Raw genomic sequence first — 17801 nt, 5'->3', positions numbered from 1 at the left:
AGCTGTCCCGGGCGTTTCGGCCCGCGCCGCTGCCAACCGCTCCGCTCACCGCCCCGCCGCGCCGGCGCCGACCACCTCGACGAAGGTGTCGTTGAAGGCCGGCTGCCCGCCGGGCGACCAGGCGGACGGGCTGAGCAGATTCGCGACCGCGCCCTCCTCCTCGGGCAGGCTCCACCACTTGCCCGGCAGGGCGACGACGCCCGGCGGCACCGCGTCGGTGACCCGCAGCGTCGCCGGGATCGCGCCGCGGGCGTTGCGCAGCCGCACTCCCTCCCCGTCGCGCAGGCCGCGCGCCGCGGCGTCGGCCGGGGCCATGTCGAGCGTCGGCCGGCCCTCGGCCCGGCGCTGGCGCGGCTGGTTCACGAAGCTCGAATTGAGGAAGAAGTGCGCCTTGGGCGTCAGCAGGCGCAGCATCCCCTCCGGCGGCGCGGACGGCAGGGACACGCCGCGCGCGAGCCGCAGCCCCGCGCCCTCGAGCCGCGGCGGGGGCTTCCGCATCTTCACCCAGCCCGCCTCCTTCAGCGCCTCGAGGCTCACGCCCGGCGGCAGCGCGGAGGCGGCGATCGCCTCGTCGCTCTCGCGCATCGCCGGGTGGTCGAGGCCCAGCCGCCGGGCCAGCAGCCGCATGATCTCGCCGTGCGACTTCGCCTCGCCGAGCGGCGCGATCGCCGGCAGGTTGACGGTGATGTACTGGTGCCCCCAGGCGCCGAGCACGTCGAAGTGCTCGAGCTGCGTCGTCGAGGGCAGCACGACGTCGGCGTAGCGCGCCGTGTCGGTCAGGACATGCTCGAGGACGACGGTGAACAGGTCCTCGCGCGCCAGGCCCTGCCGCACCCGCCCGGCGTCGGGCTGCACCACGGCCGGGTTCGTGCCCCAGACCATCAGTCCCTTCACCGGCGGGTCGAGGGCGGGGTCCGTCAGGGTCTCGCCGAGCCGCGCCATGTCGAGGGCGCGGGGCGCGGCGCCGGCGGGGATCAGGTCGGCGCGGTCGGCCCGCATGTCCTCGAGCCCCGGCGTGGCCATGACGAGGGCGCCGCCGCCGCGATGGCGCCAGTGGCCGCCGAGGATGGCGAGCATGTGCACCGCGCGGACGAAGGCCTCGCCCTGCGCGCTCTGCTGCGGCCCGACGCCGGCGCGGATCACCGCCGGCCGCGCGGCGGCGAATTCGCGCGCGAGGCGCGCCACGGTCTCCGGCGCGATGCCGCAGACCGTCGCCACGCGCCCCGGCGTCCAGGGCGCGACCTCGGCGGCGAGGGCGTCGAGGTCGGCGCAGGCGCCGCGCGCGAAGTCGAGGTCGGCCAGCCCCTCCTCCAGCATGATCCGCGCCATGCCGGCGGCGAGCACGGCGTCGGTGCCGGGCCGGAGCGGGACGTGCTCGTCGCAGCGGCGCGCGGTGCGGGTGCGGATCGGGTCGAGGCAGACCACCCGCGCGCCGTGGCGGCGCCGCGCCTCCTGCACGAAGTGCCAGTGGTGATGGCAGGTGGAGAGGAGGTTGAGGCCCCAGAGCAGCACCAGGCGGCTCTCGGCCATGTCCTCGGGATCGAAGCCGAGCGGGAAGCCCTCCCCGGCCACCGCCTGGGCCGCGACGCTGCAGATGCCGCCGGCGAGCCGGCTCGCGCCGAGGGCGTGGAAGATCCGCATCGGCGCGCGCCGCTGCACGACGCCCATGGAGCCGAGATAGCGGTGCGGCAGCAGCGCCTCCGGGCCGTGCCTCGCGGCGATCCCGCCGAAGCGGTCGGCGATCAGGCCGATCGCCTGGTCCCAGGAGACCCGCTCGAAGCGGCCGGAGCCCTTGGGGCCGGCGCGCCGCAGCGGGTGCAGCAGGCGGTCGGGCGCGTAGGTGCGCGCCGGGTAGTCGTTGACCTTCGCGCAGAGGACCCCGCGGGTGAACGGGTGGTCCCTGGCGCCGCGCACGGCGGTCGCGCGCCCGTCCTCGACCTCGGCGACCCAGGCGCAGGTGTCCTGGCAGTCGAGCGGACAGCAGCCCTTGACGTGCCGGATCTCGCCCATGGCGCATCCTCCCCCCGCATCGGCGCGCGGCCATCCGGGGAGGGGGACGCTACTCCCGGGGTCCCGGGCAGCGCCAAGGGAAAGCGCCGGGGAACCGCGCCCCCGGGCCCGAGGTCACGCTCTCGTCAGGAGCCGCCGGGCCGGGCCCCCGGCGTCCGGTCCATGCGCCGGATCTCGACGGCGGGCGGAGCGAGAAGGATCTCGCTGAAGGCGTGCATCCGCGCGCCGATGTCCTCGCCGCCCGGACCGCCGCCGTGGTGGCGCACCGGTTCGAGCTGGTCGAGGCTGGCCGGCTCGACCTCGAACTGTAGCGCCGCGCCGCCATGGCCGCGCGTCAGCGGCACGAGCAGCCGGTTGTCGAGGCCGGCGGCCCGCGCCGCCTCGCCTCCGCGGCGGATGAAGCCGATGGCGCGCTGGCGGTTGACCGGCAGCACGTCGTACGAGACGAGAGGCGGGCGAGGAACATCGCAGCCCGCCCGAACGGATCGTCCGCCCGAGAGCCTGGCGCGGTCCGCCGGGCGAAGCAGGACGCAAGGGAGCGACCGGCCGTCAGGAAGGCGCGATCAGGTCTCGGCCCGTCCGTCCGCGCCGGCGGCGCGGCGCCCGGCTCCGCCTACGGCAGGCCGGAGCGCCGCCGCCCCGGGCGGCCCGACCGGCGCGGCCGCGGCAGGGGGAACCGGCTGCCGCCGTTAAGGGGGCCCCGCTCCGGCGCGGCCGGCGCGTCCCGCCCCTCGTCGGCGATCAGGCGCGGCTGCGCGGGCAGCCGGCTGCCCTCCTCCGACGCCGGCAGGGGATTGTCGAGCGGCACCGGCCAGGCGCATTCGGTCGCCTCCTCGCCGCGCAGGGCGAGGAACACGACGCGCCCGACCCGTCCGCGCTCGTCGGTCTCGACGGCGAAGCGGAAGACCAGCCCGTCCGTCCCGGCCCGCTCGCCGAGCGCGAGCGAGAGCTGCTGCGACTCGATCTCGTGCCGCCGCAGCGTGCGCTCCGTCGGATCGTCGGCGGGGCCGCGGTAGAAGCGCACCGGCACGTCCTCGATCAGGAAGACGAAGTGGTGGCTGCCGTCGAGCACGCCGAGCCAGGCGTGGTGCCCGGCCTCGGCGGTGCGACGCAGGCGGTGGCGGCTGAAGGCGTAGGCGCGGCAGCCGACGCTCCATGCGTCGTCGCCGAGCTCGTGCGAGGCCATGGCGAGCGCGTCGCGCCGCGCATTCGCCAGCAGGCGGGCGCAGATGCGCAGCCGCTCGGCGGTGAGCGCGGGGTGCAGTTCCCAGGGCAGACGGCCTGGGGCCGGATCCGGGGCCGCGGCGTCGGCGTCCGTCATCGCGGTGGTCTCGCGTGAAGAAGTCGTCGGGCGGACCACAATACCTGGGGGAGCGAACGGAGAACCATCACGAAATACGGGCCTGCGGCAAGCCGTCCCCCCATCGGCGGCACCAGGCGCGACGCCGCGATCGGGCGGCGGTTCCCGAGGAGACCGCCCCACCGGCGCAGGGCCTAGGTCCTGAAGCCGGGCCGTGACCGCGGGGCGGACGCCGCGCGGGACGTGCAGGCGGTGAGACGGGCTCGCGCGATCCGCGACAATGTCGGGCCACCGGGCTCGCCGGACGACGCCGACCCATCGGCCGGACCGGCGCCGCCAGGGCCCGGGCTGGGCGCCGCCAGGCCGGAGGAGGCGGGCCATTTCGACGCCCGCGGTGCGCCGCCATCCGGGCTCGCCAACGGGGGCCCGCCGCTCCACCCGGACAGCGAGAGCGCCATCCTCTGACCGGGGCGGTCCCGCCGTCGGCGGCGGAAGGCCGGGGGATGCGCGCCGCCGGCTCACAAATCCGCCAGGGCGTCGCGGGGCGACGTCGCAATCGCGCGAGTTCCGCATCCGGCGGCGCCGGGCAGCGCTTGCGAGGATCGCATGCTGCGCCGATCGATCCTCCTCGCGGCGGTCCTGCCCGCACCGCTCCTCCTCGCCGCGCCCCGTCCCGCCGCAGGCGGCTCGGTCCTGCGGCGTCCCCCGCCCGGCGCCGGCCGGCGGCTCCGCGTCCGCCACGCGGCGACGGGAGCCGCGTTCTCGGGACCCTACCACGACGGGCGCGCCACCGACCCGGCGGCGATGCGCGAGCTCTCCATCGTGCTGGCCGACCATCACAGCGGGCGGTGGCGCCCCTTCGATCCGGCGGCGATCGACATCCTCTGGGAACTCGGCCAGCGCGAGCGGATGGACGAGTTCGTGATCCTCTCCGGATACCGCACCGCCGCCACCAATGTCGCGGTCGGCGGCGCCGGGGACAGTCTGCACCTGCAGGCGAGGGCGCTCGACGTGCAGGTGCCCACCGCGCGGCTGGCGTCCTTCGGCGAGGCGGCGGCCGCCCTCGGTCGGGGCGGGGTCGGCCTCTATCCCTCGCAGGGCTTCGTCCACATCGACAGCGGGCCGGTGCGCCGCTGGGGTCCGTCAGGTCCCGCCGGCGGCGGCCGGCGCGGCACCCCTTCCACCGACCGCGTCGGACGCATCGCCGAGGCATGGGCCCAGGCCAGCCGGAGCCGCTGACGCGGGGGCGGGCAGGCTGCCGCGAGGAGGCCCGGGGGCGCCGCACGCTCCTCCGCAGCCCGAAATCCTCGACCGGAAGTCGTCGGGGCCGCGCGGCCCCGGTCGCGGCGCCCGGCGGACCGACGCCGCGACGGCCCGCCGGGGCTCGGTCGGGCTCCGCCGCCGGCGCATGGCGTGCGGCAGACCCGAGGGCAGCCCGGGGCGGCCCCCGGCCGCGCCTCGGGACCACCGCTTCGCGGCGCGGGCCGGCCGGCGGAGCCGCCGCTCGGCCGTCCGGCGCGCCTACTGGAAGCGCGGCATGACCTTCGTCCAGAACGCCTCGATCGAGCGCATCAGGATGTCGTGCGGCACCAGCGCGTTGTAGGTGTAGCAGAAGGTCCAGTCGACCGGCTGCCGCCGCTGCGAGGCCTCCATCGCGCGCAGCACCGTGTCCACGGTGCCGACATAGGCGTAGCCCTGCGCGATGATCTCCTCGGGCGTCGGATAGCGCCCGGTCGCGGGGTCGGCGAGGCCCTTGCGGAACCCGAAGGGCTCGAACCAGGCGCGGCCGGCGAACTGCCCGGAATCGCGCCAGAGCGCCATGGCCTGCTCGTCGGTGTCGGCGATGATGACGTCGCGCAGGACGCCCATCCCCGCGCCCTTCGGCCTGCCCGACACCTCGGCGTAGACGCTGTAGAGCTTCTCCTCGTGCACCGGATGCATCGCGGGCAGGATCGGCGTCACGTCCTCCTTGGCGCAGAAGCGGATCGTGCTCTCGGAGCTCGCGAAGGGCTGGAACAGCGGCGGGTGGGGCTTCTGCAGCGGTTTCGGGACGACGCCCACCGCCTTCAGGATGCCGCCCTCGACCCCCTTGCCCCACTTCTCGGTGGTGTCGAGCGCCCACGGAGTCGGGCCGGCGGGGATGCGCCAGAACTTGCCCTCATGGGTCAGCATCTCCTCGGTCCAGCACTTCTTGACGATGCGGAAGTTCTCCTCGAAGGCGGCGCGGTTGGCCGCGTCGATCTCGTCGTGCTGGTTCGGCAGCGCGCCGTGGATGCCGTGCGCCTGCTGCGCCATGATGTCCACCCAGCGGCGCTGGTAGCCGCGGGCGAAGCCGGCGCAGGCGCGGCCGCCCGTCATGTGGTCGAGCATCGCGATGTCCTCGGCGACCCGGATCGGGTTCGCCGCCGGCAGGACGATGCCGAGCTGCCCGACCCGGATGCGCTTCGTCTGCATCGCGAAGTAGAGGTCGAGCAGCACCGGGTTGTTGGAGACCTCGAAGCCCTCGATGTGGAAGTGGTGCTCGGTGAAGCTGACGGAATCGTAGCCGAGCTCGTCGGCGAGCCGGATCTGCTCCGACAGCTCGCGCAGCATGCGCTGGTAGAGGTCGCCGCGCATGCCGGCCATGCCGGCCTCGATCTCCGCGCGGCTCCCGATGCTCGGCAGGTAGAAGAGGGAAGCTTTCAAGGCGCTCTCTCCCGTCATCGTGCGTGCCCGCGGCCGTGCCGCCCGGCGGCAGGAAGGGCGCCCGGTCGCGGGCCGGCGCTCCTCGGAGGCCGCGCAGCTTCCGCCACGGGTGGCGCACGGTCAACGCGCCCGTCCCCGCTCGGCGGGGCGTGCAGCGCGCTCCGCACCCGCCACCGGGGCGCCGTCTTTACAATCCGGACGGAGCGGACGCAGTCTCGCCGGACCGCCGCCCGGCGCGTCCGCGGCGCCCCCGCGATGCGGCCATGGCGCCCGGCGCGTCCCGGCGATTCGGAGGATTGCGCGCATGCCCGGCCGTCCCAGCGTCTGGATCCACGAACTTTCCTGGGACGAGGTGGAGGAGCACCTGCGCGGCGACGACGTCGCGCTGGTGCCGATCGGCGCGACCGAGCAGCACGGCCGCCACGCCCCGCTGCTCCTCGACACCGGCTGGGCCGTTACGGTGGCGCAGGCGGCGGCGGAACTCGCCGGCTGCCTGGTCGCCCCGCCGCTGCACTACGGCTGGTCGCACGGCCACATGGCCTTCCCGGGCACGATCGGCCTGCGCGCCGAGACGCTCACCGCGGTCGCGATCGACGTCGGCGAGTGCCTTGTCCGGCACGGCTTCCGGCGCGTCCTCTTCGTCAACGGCAACCGCGTCGCCAACCTGGCGCCGCTCGAGATCGCCGCGGTGAAGCTGCGGCTCGGCACCGGCGCGGTGACGGGCGTCGCCGACACCGGGCTGCTGGCACGCAGCGCCGTCGGCGGGCTGGCCGAGGGAGGGCCGGGAACGCTCGGCCACGCCGGCGAATCGGAGACCGCGATGGCCCTCGCCTACTACCCGCACCTCGTGGACATGGCGCGCGACGCCGGCGGCTTCACGGCCGCGGCGACGCCGGCCGAGAGCGGGCGCGTGCGGCACGGACACCTCTCGCTCGACCCGCGCCTCGACGGGGACAGCGTGCTGCTGCCCCACCTGCCGGAGGAGTTCCGCGCCCGCACCGAGGCGCGCCACGGCGTGGCCGGCGACGCCTCGCGCGCGACGGCCGAGAAGGGGCGGGCGATGGTGGCGGCGATCGCCGGGCGCCTCGCCGAGGTCATCGCCGAGGTCCGCGCCATGCCGGTGGCCGAGCTGCGCATGCCGCCGGTGGTGGGCTGACGCGGGGCGGGCGGCGCGGACGCCCGCCGGGCCTCAGCGCAGATAGGCATCGCGCACCGCGTCGTCGGCGGCGAGCGCGGCGGCGCTGCCCTCGAGCCGGATGATCCCGGTCTCGAGCACGTAGCCGTGATCCGCCACCCGCAGCGCGGCGGCCGCGTTCTGCTCGACGAGCAGGATCGCCGTGCCGTGCGCGCGGATCTCGACCAGCTTGCGGAAGATCTCCTCGATCAGCAGCGGCGCCAGGCCGAGCGAGGGCTCGTCGAGCAGCAGGTAGCGCGGCCGCGACATCAGCCCGCGCGCGATGGCGAGCATCTGCTGCTCGCCGCCCGAGAGGGTGCGCGCGGGCTGGGTCCGGCGCTCGCGCAGGCGCGGGAACAGGGCGAAGACCATCTCCAGGTCGGCCGCGATCCCGGCGCGGTCGCGCCGCGCATAGGCGCCGAGGTCGAGGTTCTCGGCGACGGAGAGCGAAGGGAACAGCTCGCGCCGCTCGGGCACGAGCGCGAGGCCGCGGCGCAGCACCGCGTCGGGCGGCAGGCCGGCGATCCGCTCGCCGTCGAGCCGCACCTCGCCGCCGCGCGGCCGCAGGAGGCCGGCGACGACGCGCAGCGTCGTGGACTTCCCCGCCCCGTTCGGGCCGAGCAGCGCGACGATGCGCCCGGGCGGCACGGCGAGGCTGACGCCCTGCACCACCCGCGCCCCGCCGTAGCCGGCCTCGATCCCGGCGAGCTCAAGCGTCATGCGGCGCACCCCCGAGATAGGCGGCGACGACCGCGGGGTTCCGGCGCACCTCCTCCGGCGTGCCCTCGGCGAGCTTGCGCCCGTGGTTGAGCACGGTGATGCGCTCCGAGACGCCCATCACCACGCGCATCACGTGGTCGATCAGCACCAGCGTCAGGCCGAGCTCGTCGCGCAGGCGCCGCAGCACGCCGATCAGCTCGTCGGCCTCCGACGCGCGCAGGCCGGCGGCGGGCTCGTCGAGCATCAGCAGGCGCGGGCGCGTGGCGAGGGCGCGGGCCAGCTCGAGCCGCCGCTGCTGGCCGAGGGCGAGGTCGCCGGCCGCCGTCTCCGCCTGCTCCCGCAGGCCGACGAGCGCCAGCAGCCGCTCCGCCCGCCGCGCCGCCTCGCGCTCGGCGCGCCGGTAGCCGGGCAGGCGGAGCGTCGCGGCGGCGATGCCGTAGCGCAGATGGCGGTGCAGGCCGACGAGGACGTTCTCGCGCGCGGAGAGCTCGGCGAAGAGCTCGGTGTTCTGGAAGGTGCGCGCGACGCCGCGGGCGGCGATCCGGTGCGGCGGCAGGCCGGTGATCGTCTCCTCGCCCAGCGCGACGCGGCCGGTGGTCGGGCGGTAGAGCCCGGTCACCAGGTTGAGCAGGGTGGTCTTGCCCGCCCCGTTCGGCCCGATCACGGCGTGGATCGAGCCGGGCGCGACGCGCATCGAGACGGCGTCCAGCGCGACGAGGCCGCCGAACCGGATGCCGAGATCCTCGACGACCAGGCTCGCGCTCATCCCCCGCGCCTCCTTCCGGGGCGGGGGCGGAGGCGCGGGGCGAGGCCGGCGATGCCCCGCGGCGAGACGATGATGAAGGCCAGCAGCAGCAGCGAGAAGACGAGCGACATGTAGCGCCCGAGCGCGCCCATGGTCTCCGGCAGCAGCACGAAGACCGTCGCGCCGATGACCGGGCCGAAGGGGTTGAGCAGCCCCCCGATCACGGCGATGGCGATCAGGCGCACGGATTCGAGGATGCCGAACTGCGCGGGATCGAGGTAGCTGGTCTGCAGCCCGTAGAGGCCGCCGCCCAGCGCGCCGAAGAAGGCGGAGAGGGCGAAGGCCATGGCCTTGTGGTGCAGCACGGGAACGCCGACCGCCGCCGCGCCGACCTCGCTCATGCGCAGGGCGGAGAAGGCGCGGCCGGTGCGCGAGGTCATCAGCGCGTGCAGGAACCACACGGTCAGCGCCGCGCAGGGCATGATGACGGCGTAGAGCTCGATCGGCCGCGTCAGGCTGCGCCCGCCGAGCGTTAGCGGCGGCACGGGCAGGCCGACCGCGCCGCCGGTCCAGTCCTCGAGGTGGATCAGCAGGAGCTGCACGATGGCGCCGAAGGCCATCGTCGCCAGGGCCAGGTAGTGGTCCGCGACGCGCAGCGAGAGCAGGCCGAAGAGGTAGCCGAGGCCGGCGGTCGCGACGGCGACGGCCGGCAGCCCGATCCAGTGCGGCACGCCGCCCAGCGCGGCGAGCTGCGCGGTGCCGTAGGCGCCGAGCGCCGCGAAGGCCGCCTGCGCGATCGAGATCTGCCCCGCCATGCCGATCACGATCGAGAGCCCCGCCACCATGATCGCGGTGGAGCCGATCGTCGCCACCAGGAAGACGAGGTGCGACGGCGCGACGAAGGGCACCGCGACCAGGCCGGCGGCGAGCAGGAGCAGGAGCAGCCGCGCCGCCATGCCTCAGACCTTCCGCGCCTCGGCCGTGCCGAACAACCCCCGCGGCAGCAGCAGCACGCAGCCGATCAGCAGGGCGTAGGAGACGATGTCCTTCATCGCCGTCGAGACGTAGACGCCGGCGCCGGTCTCGACGATGCCGAGCAGGAAGCCGCCCGCGATCGCGCCGGGCAGGCTGTTGAAGCCGCCCAGGATCGCCGCGGCGAAGCCCTTGATGCCGATCGTGCCCATGTCGGGCGAGAGGGTGATCAGCGGCGCCATCAGGATCCCCGCGACGGCGGCGAGCACGGAGGAGAGCCCCCACAGGCGCGCATGCACCCCCGGCACGGAGATGCCGACGATGGCGGCCCCCGTCGGGTTCTCGTACACGGCGACGATGGCGCGGCCGAAGCGCGTCCAGCGCAGCATGGCGAACAGCGCGAGCATCACCGCGAGCGCGACGCCGACCACGGCGAGGTTCGCCGGCACCAGGACGAGGCCGCCCAGGGTGAAGGGCGCCGGGCTCAGCAGGAAGGGCACGGGCCAGGGCAGCGGCCCCATGCTGGCGCGCAGGCCCTCGCGGACCGCGGCGCCGATCGCCAGCGTCGCGATGATCATCACGAGGAGCGGCGAGCCACGCAGCGGGCGCATGACGCCGCGCTCGATCAGCACGCCGAAGCCGGCGGAAAGGAGGAGCGAGAGCAGGATGGCGGCGGCGAAGGGCAGGCCCAGGAAGACCTGGCCGATCACGACGATGTAGGCGCTCAGCGTGAGCTGGTCGCCGAGGCCGAAATGCACCACCCGCGTGCCCCGATGCAGCACGACGAAGCCGAGCGCGACGAGCGCGTAGACCGCGCCCGCCGTGACGCCCGAGACGAGGATCTGCGCCAGCACGATCCCGCCCTAGCCGCGCACCGCGTCGAGCACCGCGATGCCCTTGATCTCGATCAGCGCGTCCTTGCGGATCAGCCCGGCGACCTGCACGCCGGTCGCCGCCGGGTAGGGCGGGCGGAAGAACTCGCGCCGGACCTCGGCGGTCCTGGCGTAGCCCTCGAGCGTGACGTAGTAGTCGGTCGTCTCGACGATGTTGTCGAAGCCGGCGCCGGCGGCCTTCAGGATCGGCTCCCACTTGCGGAAGATCTGGCGCGTCTGCTCGGCGATGTCGCCGACGCCGACGATCCGCAGGTTCTCGTCGGTCGCCGTGGTGCCGGAGATGAAGAGCAGGTTGCCGACGCGGATCGCCGGCGAGAAGGTCAGCCGGTCCGACCAGCGGCCGGGGACGATGGCCTCGCAGCGGGTCATGGTTCGGGGGTTCCTGTTCCGTGGCGCGCGGCTTCGCGCTGGCGCAGCACGTAGCGCTGGATCTTGCCGGTGGTGGTCTTGGGAAGCTCGGCGACGATCTCGATCTCGCGCGGGTAGGCGTGGTCGCCGAGCGCGCGCCGCGCGGCGGCGGCCATCTCCTCGCGCAGCGCCGCGCTGTCGGCGAAGCCGGGGCGCAGCACGACGAAGGCCTTGACGATCTGGCCGCGCGCCGGATCGGGCTTGCCGATGGCCGCGGCCTCGGCGACGGCGGGGTGGGTGAGCAGCGCGCTCTCCACCTCGAAGGGGCCGATGCGGTAGGCGGCGCTCTTGATGACGTCGTCGGCGCGGCCCTCGAACCACAGGTAGCCGTCCCCGTCCTCGCGCCCGAGGTCGCCGGTGACGATCCAGCCCTGGCGGCGCAGGCCGCGCTCCGCCTCGGGGTTGTTCCAGTAGCCGAGCGCGTAGAGCCCGTCGGGCGGCGGCCTGGTGGCGATCAGGCCGACGCCGCCGCGCGGCACCGGCGCGCCGGTCTCGTCCACGATGGCGATGCGCTGGCCCGGCAGCGGCCTGCCCATGGAGCCGGGACGCACCGCGTCACGCGCATCGAAGCGGTTGCCGATCGGCAGGCCGTGCTCGGAGGAGCCGAACTGGTCGAGCGGCGTCACGCCCCAGGCGCGGCGGAAGAAGGCGACGACCTCGGCGTTCAGCGGCTCGCCGCAGCTCATGATGCTGCGCACGGCGATGCCGGGGCGCCGCACGGCGTCCTCGCCGAGCGCCATCAGGCCGCGCAGCAGCGTCGGCACGGTGGCCAGGTTGGTGATGCGGTGGCGGGCGAGGAAGCCGAGCGTCGCCTCCGGCGCCGGGTTCGCCTCCCACATGTGCGCGCCGCAGCCGAGCGCGAGCGCGGTGCCGTAGCAGACGAGGCCGTAGCCCCAGCCCGGATCGCCGGTCGGCCAGAACGCGTCGTCGGCGCGCAGGTCGCCGGCATGGCGCAGCGCCGGCCAGACCGCGGCGGGGAAGTTGGTGGCGATGGCGACCGCCTTGGGCGGTCCGGTCGAGCCCGAGGTGTAGAGCAGCACCGCGGGGTCGTCGCGCCGGCGCGGCACGGGCGCGCAATGCGGCGCGGCGGCGGCCATGGCCTCGCGGTGGTCCACGTCGCCCGGGGGGACGCCGCCGCCGCCGGGGCGCGGCACCGTCACCACCGCGACCGGATGCGCCCAGCGCGGCGGCAGCCGGTCCCGCACATCGGCGTGGGTGACGACGACGCGCGCCCCGGCGTCGGCGATGCGCCGGCCGATCGCCTCGGCGCCGAAGCCCGAGAAGATCGGCAGGTGGATCGCGCCGAGCCGGAAGGCGCCGAGCAGGGCGACGATCGCCTCCGGCACCCGCGGCAGGATGCAGGCGACGCGATCGCCGGGGCTGACGCCGAGGCCGCGCAGCAGGTTGGCGTGGCGCGCCGAGGCCTCCGCCAGCTCGGCGAAGGTCAGGCTGCGCCGCGCGCCGTCGCGCCCCTCCCAGCGCAGCGCGGTGCGGCCCGAGGCGGCGTGGCGGTCGGCCAGCGTCACGGCGAGGTTCACCTCCGCCCGCCCGGCCCAGCCGAGCGCCGCGACGACCTCGGCCCACACCGCCGCCTCGCTCATGCCGCGCCCCGCGCGCGGATCAGGTAGGCGTGGCTGCCCTCCATCACCGTCTCGCCCTTGGCGTTGGTCAGGCGGACGTGGAAGCGCACCACGCCGGAATCCTTCCCCGGGTCGCGGCGCGTCTCCGCCACCTCGAAGTGGCTGGTCAGCACGTCGCCGGCGAAGACGGGGCGGCGGAAGCGGAAGGCGACCTCGAGCATCGCCACCATGCTCTCCTCCAGCCGCCGCGACAGCGGGGTGGCGCCGAGGGCGCTGTAGCCCGCGACCAGCAGCCCGTGCGCGAGCGGCCTGCCGAAGCGGGTCCCCGCCGCGTAGGCGGCGTCGTAGTGGATCGGATGCGCGTCGCCGGTGATGCGCGCGAAGGCGAGGAAGTCCTCGGCGGTGCAGGCCGAGGTCGCGCCGGGGAAGGACTGTCCCGGCGCGAAGTCCTCGAACCAGAGCTGCGGCGGCGCCTCGGCCATGGCGGCCTCAGAGCCGCGCCACGACGCGCGGCGCGATCAGCTTGCGCGAGAGATCGGGCTGGAACTCGAGGACGCGCGCCTGGAGGTTCCCCTCGCGCCGCTCCGGCCCGAAGGTGGTGGGCAGGCCGACGCCGGTCTCGAAGTTCTCGATGGTCTCGAGCGCCCGGATGAAGCCCTCGCGCGTCAGCTCGCGCCCGGCGCGGCGCAGGCCCTCGGCGAACACCAGCGCGCCGTTGTAGCCGAGGCAGTCGCCGAGGTCGGGCCGGTTCTGCCGCGCGAGGTCGGGGAAGCGTGCGGTGAACTTGCGCACGTACTCCGCCATGCGCGGATCGTCGGCGCGCTCCGGCAGGTCGGCGAGGGTGATGACGTTCATCACGCCGACGGCGGCGGGCCCGACGGTCTGCGGATAGGTGCGGTTCGAGGTCGCGTTCGAGCCGATGATCTTCCCCGTCAGGCCGAGCTGGCGCGCCTGGCGGGTGATCGTCGCGGCCGGCGCCGGGAAGCCGTAGATCACGATCACGTCCGGCTCGGCCTGGCGCATGCGCAGGAGCTGCGCGGTGAAGTCGGTGTCGGTGAGGTTGAACACCTCGGTCGAGACCAGCGGCCTGCCGCGCTCGCGCAGGCGCTCGGTCAGGCTCTGCCCGCCGCGGCGGCCGTACTCGTCGGTCTGCTGCGCCAGCGCCACCCTGGTGCCGCGCAGCTCGTCCAGCACGAAGTCGCCGAGCGCGATGCCCTGCAGCCGGTCGTTCAGCGGGCCCGTGCGGAACACGTTGCGCTTGAACGGCTCGGTGGCCACGGGGCTGGAGAAGATCGAGACGAAGACCGGCACCTGCGCGGCGGCGCGCAGCGTCGGCTCCATCGCCGCGCCGATCGCGCTGGCGGACGGACCGAGCACGGCGAAGACCCGCTCGTCGTCCACCAGGCGGCGGAAGCCGGCGATGCTGCGCGCGGGGTTGCTCTCGTCGTCCACCGAGACGATCTCGATCCGCCGGCCGTTGATGCCGCCGGCGGCGTTGACCTCGTCGAAGACGATCTGGGCGCCGCTGAGGTTCCCCTGCCCGAAGACCGCCTGCACGCCGGTGAGGCTGCCGAGCACGCCGATCCGGACGGCGCTGTCGGTGACGCCGGTGCGGTCCTGCGCCGCGGCGGAGCGCGCCCCGCCGGCGACCACCGTTGCGGCGGCCACGCCCGCCGCGAGGTCACGACGCGTGATCATGGGGCTTCCTCCCTTCGACGGTCTGCGGATCGAGGACGTGGCGGCGCGCGAAGTGCCCGCCGTAGGCGTAGGGCGGCGGCCAGGGCATCGGCGCGCGCAGCGCATGCGACCAGTGCCGGGCCCACCAGGGATCGTAGAGCGCGGCGCGCCCGACCGCGACGAGATCGGCCGCGCCCTCCGCGATCACCTGCTCCGCCTGCTCGGGCTCGGTGATGCCGCCTACGGCCATGGTCGGCATCGCCGCCTCGGCGCGGATGCGGCGCGCGAAGGGCACCTGCCACATCGGGCCGGCCGGCGGGCGCGAGCGCGGGTCCGTCTGCCCGGAGGAGGCGACGACCATGTCGCAGCCGGCGTCGCGGAAGGCGATCGCGGCCTGCACCGCCTCCTCCGGCGTGAAGCCGCCCTCGATCCAGTCGGTGCAGGAGAGGCGCACCGTCACCGGCATCGCCTCCGGCACGGCGCGGCGCACGGCGCCGAGGACCATCAGCGGGAAGCGCAGCCGGTTCTCCAGGCTGCCGCCGAAGCGGTCCGCGCGGCGGTTGGACAGCGGCGAGAGGAAGGAGGAGGCGAGATAGCCGTGGGCGAAGTGCAGCTCGACCAGGTCGAAGCCCGCGGCGGCGGCGCGCCGTGCGCTCTCGGCGTGCTGCGCGGCGATGCCGGCGAGGTCCTCCTCGGTCGCGGCGCGGGGGACCTGGCTGCCCTCCGCCCAGGCGATGGGCGAGGGCGCGAGCAGCGGCCAGTTGCCTTCGGCGAGCGGCCTGGAGAAGCCCTCCCAGAGCGGGCGCGTCGAGCCCTTGCGCCCGGCATGGCCGAGCTGGAGGCCGATGCGCGCCTCGGTGCGCGCGTGGACGAAGGCCACGATGCGCCGCCAGGCCGCTTCCTGCGCATCGTTCCACAGCCCCGGGCAGCCCGGCGTGATGCGCGCCTCCGGCGAGACGCAGGTCATCTCCGCGACCACCAGGCCGGCGCCGCCGAGCGCGAGGCCGCCGAGATGCACCGCGTGCCAGTCGCCCGGCACGCCGTCCTCGGCCATGTACTGCGCCATGGGCGAGACGACGAGGCGGTTGACCAGGCGCATGCCGCGCAGCGCGTAGGGCGAGAGGCAACGCGGCCGCGGCCGCTCCGCCACCTCGACCGGGACGCGCAGCGCCGCTGCCGCGCGCGCCGCCCCGGCGTGGACTCCTGGAGGAGGAGGCGCCCCGCCGCATTGCCGCAGCCACTGTTCGAGCGCGGCACGGGCCGCGGCCGGCAAGGCGTCCAGATCCGCTGCCGTGACGACGAGATCCGGGAAGTCGGGCAGGCGCGCCGTGCAGCCATCGCGCCTGGCGCGCTCGACCAGTGCGAGATAGCTGATGGTCACCACCCCCGGCCGCGCGTCGCCGCCGCGACGCTCCGCCGGCCCGGCAGCCTTCCGACCACGGTGGGCATCCGCGTCCCGGCTCCATCCGCGCTGTGCCCGCATTCCACGACTGCGCGGCCCCTCCTGTAAAGGGGGTGGCCGTACGGCACGCGGAGGCTCGACGGCGGGCCGGCGCCGATTCCGGTGGCAGCCGATGCCGGTGGCACTGGAAGGGCCACGACCGCCCGGGCCGGCCGCGGGGTCGCCGCGCGCGTATCCGCGTCTCTCGCCCTCGCATGCGGCCAACCCGGCGCCGCGGGCGCGAGCGCACGATGGCGGCGGTTCCGGACGCGGCCGCCATCGGCACCACGCCGCGCATGGATGCCGGCTCCGCCCCCACCCTTTTGGCGCGCGGCCGCGTCGCGACGGGAATCGGGCGGACGCGCCCGCGCGCGCGGCGCCTCCCGGGCAAGGGCTGCAGCGCGGAACGGCCCGCCTCGGCCCGCGCCCCCGCCCGCACGGCCCGCTTGCGCCGGTCCTTCCGGCGGCGACACGCGGCTTGCCGCGGACCGCGCCGCCGCCTTGCATCGCCCGATGCCGGACGCGCCCGACCCGAAGACCCGCCGGAACCGGACCGCCCCCGGGCGATGGTTCCGCGCCGCCTGGCTCGCCACGCTCGCCGCCCTCGCGCTCGCCGCCACCGCGGCCGCGCAGGTATTGCCGCCGCCGGAGCCGTCCGCGGATGCCGCCCGGGGCCCCGGCGCGCGGCCGGCGCCCGCGGAGACGTCGCCGGAACGGGCGGCGACCGCCGGCGCCGCGGCCGAGAACGGGCGCCGCGGCGGGCTGCCTGCGGATGCGACGACGCGCCACGTCCTCGAGCTCCCGGACGGCCGCACCCTCGCCTTCACCGCGACCGCCGGCAGCCTGCGCCTCTTCGATCCGCGCGACGGGCGGACGCCGCAGGCCGACGTCGCCTACCTGGCCTACGCGCTGGAAGGCGCCGCGCCGCGGACGCGGCCGGTGAGCTTCGTGCTGAACGGCGGCCCCGGCGCCTCCTCGGCGTGGCTGCAGCTCGGGGCGCTCGGTCCCTGGCGCCTGCCGCTCGCCGGCGACGCGGCCCTGCCCTCCGCCGCGCCGGAGCCCGTTCCCAACGCCGAGACCTGGCTCGACTTCACCGACCTCGTGTTCCTCGACCCCGTCGGCGCCGGCTACAGCGACTTCGCCCCCGGCGCGGGGGAGGCGGCGCGGCGGCGGCTCTGGTCCGTGGACGGCGACGTGCAATCGCTGGCGGAAGTGGTGCGGCGCTGGCTGGAGGAGCACGGCCGCCTGGCCTCGCCCAAATTCCTGGTCGGCGAGAGCTACGGCGGCTTCCGCGTGCCGCGGATGGCGCGGGTGCTGCAGTCGGAGCAGGGGATCGGCGTGAACGGCCTCGTGCTGATCTCGCCGGCGCTCGACTTCGGCGGGCGCAGCGCCGCCCTCGATCCCCTGCTCTGGGTCGCGCGGCTGCCGAGCATGGCCGCCGCCGCCCGCGCCGCCGCGGGCGGGGAGGTGGACCGGGCGACGCTCGCCGAGGCGGAGCGTTACGCGGCCGGCGACTATCTGCTGGACCTCCTGCGCGCCGAGCGCGACGCCGAGGCGGCCGCGCGGCTCGGCGAGCGGGTCGCCGCGCTCACCGGGCTCGACCCGGAGCTGGTGCGCCGCCGCCGCGGGCGCGTCGGCATGGCCGAGTTCCTGCACGCGATCGGCGGCGCCGGGGACCGCGTCGCCAGCCCCTATGACGCCAGCGTGACGGTCCTCGACCCCTTCCCCGAGGTTCCGGCGGAGGCGCGCCCGCGGCCCGATCCGGTGCTGGACGGGATGCTCGCGCCCCTCACCGGGGCGATGCTCGGACTCTACGCCGAGCGCCTGGGATGGCGCCCGGAAGGGCGGCAGTACCGGCTGCTCAACCGACGGGTCGCCCGGGAGTGGGACTGGGGCGGCGGGCGCGGCCCGCGGCCGGAGGCGATGAGCAGCCTGCGCACCGCGCTCGCACTGGACCCGCGGCTGCGCGTCGTCGTCGCGCACGGGCTGTTCGACCTGGTGACGCCCTACTTCGCCTCCCGGCTGCTGCTCGACCAGATCCCGGAGCGCTCCGGCGGGGATCGCGTCCGCCTCGTGGCCTACCCGGGCGGCCACATGTTCTATTCGCTCGACGGCTCCCGGGCGGCGCTCCGCGCCGAGGCACGGGCGCTCGTCGCGGCGGGACGCTGAGCGCCGCAGGCGGTCCGCGGCGGAGGT

At 75.8% G+C, this 17801-nt stretch carries 16 protein-coding genes; 3 read left to right on the top strand and 13 right to left on the bottom strand.

Going from position 1 to position 17801, the window contains the following annotated elements:
* Positions 1 to 45: 45 nt before the first annotated feature.
* The 3 genes from IEX99_RS03650 to IEX99_RS03640 form a co-directional block, all read right to left on the bottom strand.
* Positions 46 to 2010, bottom strand: coding sequence for a molybdopterin-containing oxidoreductase family protein (locus IEX99_RS03650; RefSeq protein WP_188898587.1), 1965 nt, complete (start codon positions 2008 to 2010; stop codon positions 46 to 48).
* A 125-nt stretch (positions 2011 to 2135) separates the two neighbouring features.
* The gene (locus tag IEX99_RS03645) at positions 2136 to 2444 is read right to left on the bottom strand and encodes a hypothetical protein (RefSeq protein ID WP_188898585.1); all 309 of its coding nucleotides are present in this window, start codon (positions 2442 to 2444) and stop codon (positions 2136 to 2138) included.
* Positions 2445 to 2623: 179 nt separating this feature from the next.
* Complete coding sequence (locus tag IEX99_RS03640; RefSeq protein WP_188898583.1) at positions 2624 to 3331, bottom strand: FHA domain-containing protein; 708 nt, start codon at positions 3329 to 3331, stop codon at positions 2624 to 2626.
* A gap of 585 nt (positions 3332 to 3916) precedes the next feature.
* Between IEX99_RS03640 and IEX99_RS03635 the strand changes: the two genes are divergently transcribed.
* Positions 3917 to 4549, top strand: a complete 633-nt coding sequence (locus tag IEX99_RS03635) for a YcbK family protein (RefSeq protein WP_188898581.1) — start codon at positions 3917 to 3919, stop codon at positions 4547 to 4549.
* A 282-nt stretch (positions 4550 to 4831) separates the two neighbouring features.
* Here the strand turns inward: IEX99_RS03635 and IEX99_RS03630 are convergent, their stop codons facing one another.
* Positions 4832 to 5995: an LLM class flavin-dependent oxidoreductase gene (locus IEX99_RS03630; protein ID WP_188898579.1), complete on the bottom strand. Its 1164-nt coding sequence runs from the start codon at positions 5993 to 5995 to the stop codon at positions 4832 to 4834.
* 304 nt (positions 5996 to 6299) lie between these two features.
* On the opposite strand from IEX99_RS03630, the gene IEX99_RS03625 reads away from it, so the two are divergent.
* Positions 6300 to 7151, top strand: a complete 852-nt coding sequence (locus IEX99_RS03625) for a creatininase family protein (RefSeq protein ID WP_188898577.1) — start codon at positions 6300 to 6302, stop codon at positions 7149 to 7151.
* Positions 7152 to 7184: 33 nt separating this feature from the next.
* Here IEX99_RS03625 and IEX99_RS03620 read toward each other — a convergent pair whose 3' ends face one another.
* From IEX99_RS03620 to IEX99_RS03580, 9 genes are read right to left on the bottom strand one after another with little or no spacing between them, the layout of a single operon-like run.
* Positions 7185 to 7889: an ABC transporter ATP-binding protein gene (locus IEX99_RS03620; RefSeq protein ID WP_188898575.1), complete on the bottom strand. Its 705-nt coding sequence runs from the start codon at positions 7887 to 7889 to the stop codon at positions 7185 to 7187.
* Entirely contained in the window at positions 7879 to 8655 is a 777-nt protein-coding gene (locus IEX99_RS03615) for an ABC transporter ATP-binding protein (protein ID WP_188898573.1), read from the bottom strand. The genes IEX99_RS03620 and IEX99_RS03615 overlap by 11 nt, the downstream gene beginning before the upstream one ends.
* Entirely contained in the window at positions 8652 to 9590 is a 939-nt protein-coding gene (locus tag IEX99_RS03610) for a branched-chain amino acid ABC transporter permease (RefSeq protein WP_188898572.1), read from the bottom strand. Before IEX99_RS03610 ends, IEX99_RS03615 begins: the two co-directional genes overlap by 4 nt.
* A 3-nt stretch (positions 9591 to 9593) precedes the next feature.
* Positions 9594 to 10460 (bottom strand): branched-chain amino acid ABC transporter permease, encoded by an 867-nt coding sequence (locus tag IEX99_RS03605; RefSeq protein WP_188898570.1) that lies wholly within the window; start codon positions 10458 to 10460, stop codon positions 9594 to 9596.
* Positions 10461 to 10469: 9 nt separating this feature from the next.
* Entirely contained in the window at positions 10470 to 10868 is a 399-nt protein-coding gene (locus tag IEX99_RS03600) for a RidA family protein (protein ID WP_188898568.1), read from the bottom strand.
* A complete protein-coding gene (locus IEX99_RS03595) occupies positions 10865 to 12508 on the bottom strand; it encodes an acyl-CoA synthetase (protein ID WP_188898566.1) in 1644 nt (547 codons plus the stop codon). Before IEX99_RS03595 ends, IEX99_RS03600 begins: the two co-directional genes overlap by 4 nt.
* Positions 12505 to 12969, bottom strand: coding sequence for a MaoC family dehydratase (locus tag IEX99_RS03590; protein ID WP_188898564.1), 465 nt, complete (start codon positions 12967 to 12969; stop codon positions 12505 to 12507). The genes IEX99_RS03595 and IEX99_RS03590 overlap by 4 nt, the downstream gene beginning before the upstream one ends.
* A 7-nt stretch (positions 12970 to 12976) precedes the next feature.
* On the bottom strand, positions 12977 to 14185 hold the full coding sequence (locus tag IEX99_RS03585; RefSeq protein WP_188898562.1) for an ABC transporter substrate-binding protein: 1209 nt from the start codon (positions 14183 to 14185) through the stop codon (positions 12977 to 12979).
* The gene (locus IEX99_RS03580; RefSeq protein WP_229677787.1) at positions 14169 to 15545 is read right to left on the bottom strand and encodes an oxidoreductase; all 1377 of its coding nucleotides are present in this window, start codon (positions 15543 to 15545) and stop codon (positions 14169 to 14171) included. The genes IEX99_RS03585 and IEX99_RS03580 overlap by 17 nt, the downstream gene beginning before the upstream one ends.
* Before the next feature lie 573 nt (positions 15546 to 16118).
* On the opposite strand from IEX99_RS03580, the gene IEX99_RS03575 reads away from it, so the two are divergent.
* Positions 16119 to 17774: a S10 family peptidase gene (locus IEX99_RS03575; RefSeq protein WP_188898558.1), complete on the top strand. Its 1656-nt coding sequence runs from the start codon at positions 16119 to 16121 to the stop codon at positions 17772 to 17774.
* The last annotated feature ends 27 nt before the right edge of the window (positions 17775 to 17801 follow it).

This window comes from Caldovatus sediminis, from assembly GCF_014644455.1.
GTDB classification, from domain to species: Bacteria; Pseudomonadota; Alphaproteobacteria; order Acetobacterales; family Acetobacteraceae; genus Caldovatus; species Caldovatus sediminis.
Note: the sequence above shows the minus strand (reverse complement) of the source record. Positions and strands in the feature narration are given on the sequence as shown.